5 protein-coding genes are annotated in these 3,740 nt (G+C 28.8%); 4 read left to right on the plus strand and 1 reads right to left on the minus strand.

Annotated elements, in window-relative coordinates; translation table 11 throughout:
• The 4 genes from BM057_RS11795 to BM057_RS11345 all read left to right on the plus strand — a co-directional run.
• On the plus strand, positions 1-472 hold a 472-nt coding region (locus tag BM057_RS11795), incomplete at its 5' end, for a hypothetical protein (protein WP_092093863.1).
• A gap of 154 nt (positions 473-626) precedes the next feature.
• Entirely contained in the window at positions 627-1,016 is a 390-nt protein-coding gene (locus tag BM057_RS11335; RefSeq protein WP_092093866.1) for a GtrA family protein, read from the plus strand.
• Positions 1,013-1,990 carry a glycosyltransferase family 2 protein gene (locus BM057_RS11340; protein WP_092093868.1) on the plus strand — a complete coding sequence of 326 codons (978 nt, stop codon included), beginning with the start codon at positions 1,013-1,015 and terminating at the stop codon, positions 1,988-1,990. The genes BM057_RS11335 and BM057_RS11340 overlap by 4 nt, the downstream gene beginning before the upstream one ends.
• On the plus strand, positions 1,974-3,176 hold the full coding sequence (locus BM057_RS11345) for a hypothetical protein (RefSeq protein WP_092093871.1): 1,203 nt from the start codon (positions 1,974-1,976) through the stop codon (positions 3,174-3,176). Before BM057_RS11340 ends, BM057_RS11345 begins: the two co-directional genes overlap by 17 nt.
• Before the next feature lie 238 nt (positions 3,177-3,414).
• On the opposite strand, the gene BM057_RS11865 is transcribed toward BM057_RS11345, so the two are convergent.
• Positions 3,415-3,740, minus strand: a 326-nt coding sequence (locus BM057_RS11865) for a hypothetical protein (protein WP_218147475.1), incomplete at its 5' end; no start/stop codon positions are given.

A 3,740-nucleotide genomic window follows, 5' to 3' on the forward strand; every position in this document is an offset into this window, starting at 1 on the left:
TTTAATTGAACAAGAATTAAAAGATCCAAATTATTTTTTACGTGATTCGAATAAACAAAGGCTTTTTTCAGAAGAAGAAATAGCTGTTTTAGAAGAAATTTTAAGATTAAAACATGAAAAAGGTTTAACGGTTCAAGAAGCAGTAACATTCGCTTTATACCAAGCTGATACGTCTGTTACGAATGGCATATCAGCTATAACAGCTAGCGTAACAGACGTATCAGCTGATATAACAGCAACTAATTTACCGATAAAAGTTTTAAAAGAGTTAATGGTAACGATTGAAGATCAATCCAATAAAATTGATAATCTTGTTGAGGAAAACAAAGAATATAAAGAACACTTTGAAGCATTAAAACAAGATAACGCAGAACAAAATAAATTTTTACTAGAAAAAATAGATCAGTTAATGAAGTCTAATGTACAACAAAAAAAGAGAAAGGGATTCTTTTCTCTTTTTTTAAGAAATTAGTTCAATTCTAATTGTTATTATATTATAAATAACAATTAGAATTGATTAGAATAAGGCAAAAAACTTAGTTTATTAGATTATCTAGACTTATAACATACACTAATGTTATATTGACTATCGGGCTAAAATTAACATTGTATGTTAGGAGAAGAAAATGAATAAATTGGTATCTCAGATAATTAAATTTCTATTTGTAGGCGGTACTGCATTTATTATTGATTACAGTTTATTGTATATATTAACAGAATTTATAGGGTTTAACTATATTATATCAGCAGCAATTTCATTTATAATTTCTACAATTTATAATTATATTGCTAGTATGTATTGGGTATTTGTAAGCAAATATACTAGTAATCGACAGAAGGAACTTAAAATATTTATTTTATTAAGTATCAGTGGTTTAATAATAAATCAAATTTTATTAGCAATCCTGGTAGAACAATTTTATATACATTATATGATATCTAAAATTGTGGTAACTATAATTGTCATGATATGGAATTTTATTACAAGAAAGATATTTTTGGAGGAGAGAGTATGACTCAGTTTAAAATAGCAGTTTTATTACCTTGTTATAATGAAAGTTTAACAATAGAAAAAGTAATTAGAGATTTTAAAGAAGTACTACCTGAAGCAACTATTTACGTTTATGATAATAATTCTACTGATGGGACAGCTGAACTAGCTTCAAAAGCAGGAGTAGTTGTACGTAAAGAGTATAAGCAAGGAAAGGGTAATGTTATAAGAAGTATGTTCAGAGATATTGACGCTGACTGTTATATAATGGCAGATGGAGATGATACATATCCCGCAGAACATGCAAGAGAAATGGCAGAAATCATTTTACAGGGAAAAGCAGATATGGTAATAGGAGATCGTTTGTCGTCAACTTATTTTACTGAAAATAAACGTCCTTTCCATAATATAGGGAATAAGTTAGTTAAAAGTTTAATCAATTTACTTTTCAAAAATTCGATTCAAGATATAATGACAGGATATAGAGCATTCAGTTATAATTTCGTAAAAACCTTCCCGATATTATCAGAAGGCTTTGAAATAGAAACGGAGATGACAATATTTGCTTTAGATAAAAATTTATCAATTGAAAATGTAGTAATTTCTTATCGTGATCGACCGGATGGTAGCGAGTCAAAATTAAATACTTACTCTGATGGGATTAAAGTTCTCAAAACTATCGGAAGACTATTCAAAAATTATAAACCTTTTTATTTTTTCGGACTGATTTCCTTTTTATTAGTTGCTTTTGGATTAGCATTATTTATTCCTGTATTCATTGAATATTTAAGCACAGGATTAGTTGAAAGGTTCCCTACACTTATTATGTCTGGTTTTTTAATTATTGCAGCTGTTATATCATTTTTTAGTGGAATCATTTTAGATGTAATTATACATAGTCAGAAACAACAATTTGAAACAAACTTGACTACAATACAAAAAATAAGTAACATGTCAAAAAAATTAGAAAGGTTGGGGAAAAATGAAAGTGATTATTAAGACCATACGTAACTACAGTTTTCTTTTAATAGGATTAATAATAGCTTACGTTATCGCATTAACACTAGTTTTCACCTTACCTAATTCAGCAGTAGAACCCGAATTTAATGATTCTATGCAAGTATTTGAACACGAAGGAGAATATCCACGAGTATTTTATGATAATAAAGCTTCTCAACTTGATAATTTTACTGATAAATTAATGGTTGGAAGAACCATTAAAGATGAATCCCTTTCTCCTTTTGAAGCAGCTATGTCTATGAATAATTACCCCAGATATTGGCATGGGTATCAAGTTATACTTAGACCTTTAATAAGTGGCCTAAATTATTCTAATATTAGATATGTTAATATGTTCTTCATTCTTTCTTTATTTTGTCTAACTTTCCTAGTTCTTCATAAATCATTTGGAATAAAAGCATCTGTTCCTTTTATTATAACAATGGCAATGATTTACATAACTATCCTGCCAATGTCTTTACAATATACAAGTGTTTTTGCAATTACAATGATTGCAATTATTCTAATGGGCTATTTTAACAGTCAAATTAAATCTTTCTATTTATATTATGGCTATAGTTTCTTAATTATAGGATCCATTACAAATTTCTTTGATTTATTAACAGCACCAATTGTAACACTAGGTATTCCCTTAGTTTTTGCATTTTTACTGGAAAATAAAAGAGATAAAGGTAAAGAATTCATTGATAGCCTTCTTTTTATTATCAAGAATTCTTTTTTATGGGGACTAGGGTATGGAGCTACATGGGCCTTTAAATGGATAATAGCAACTCTCTTTACAGAAAATAATGTTATACAAGATGCTTTAAATCAAAGTGTGGTTAGAACTGTAGGTACAGAAAGTCAGCCTGTAGATAGAATTAGAATGTTCACTGAAAACTTTAATTTAATGTTTCCAAGTGTAGCATTAAAGATGTTTGTTGTATTAGTTGTAGTTTGGTTAATAGTTCTTATTATAAAACATAAACCGTTTCATGAAATTTTAAATCTTTCACCACTATTGCTTATTGCAACCTATCCATATATTTGGCAATTTTTCCTTTCAAATCATTCACAACACCATTCTTGGTTTGTATATCGTATACAGAGTGTAACTGTATTTGCAGTACTAGTCTTTATGATGATGTGTTTAAATTTAAAAAATAAACATATTGAAACTAATTAATTAGTTTCAATATGTTTCAAAAAGAATAAAGGCTATAAAACTCACACAATTCTTTATGTGAGTTTTATAGCCTTTATTCTTGTACTACTGATTTTATAAGCATACATGAAATTAGATGAATTCGTGTATCAATATTTTTGTCCAGACAAAAGACTGACTTTCTTTTTTGTGAAAAATATAACCCCTTTTGGAAAGGAGGTTATTCAACTATTAGTAAATTCAATTATTAACGATTAAATTATGGTAATTTAGCGAGAAATCTACCTCCACATTGTGAACATTGGATGGGTGAATTAGCGCGTAGTTTATTTTTATCAGCTACGATGATGTTTCTACAGTTCGGACATTCTCCCGTAATTTCATTTTCCGGGGGACCAAAAATTAATGTTCCTCCTTCACCGAAGCTGATGGAATTACCAGTGAACTCATTATCTCCCTGTTGTGTAACTCCACTCACGCTAATAGTACCTTCTGAATCTCTAAAATTTGTACCTTGTAAATAATTGGACGAATGGTTTGTAGCACGTAAATGGGTACGTGGCGAGTTAATTTCAACATCTTCCA

This window comes from Pisciglobus halotolerans, assembly GCF_900113675.1.
GTDB lineage: Bacteria > Bacillota > Bacilli > Lactobacillales > Carnobacteriaceae > Pisciglobus > Pisciglobus halotolerans.

Bases quoted from the DNA above. Each gene is read 5' to 3' on its own strand.
- BM057_RS11335 (WP_092093866.1), top strand. From the start codon at position 627: ATGAATAAATTGGTATCTCAGATAATTAAATTTCTATTTGTAGGCGGT.
- BM057_RS11340 (WP_092093868.1), top strand. From the start codon at position 1,013: ATGACTCAGTTTAAAATAGCAGTTTTATTACCTTGTTATAATGAAAGT.
- BM057_RS11345 (WP_092093871.1), top strand. From the start codon at position 1,974: ATGAAAGTGATTATTAAGACCATACGTAACTACAGTTTTCTTTTAATA.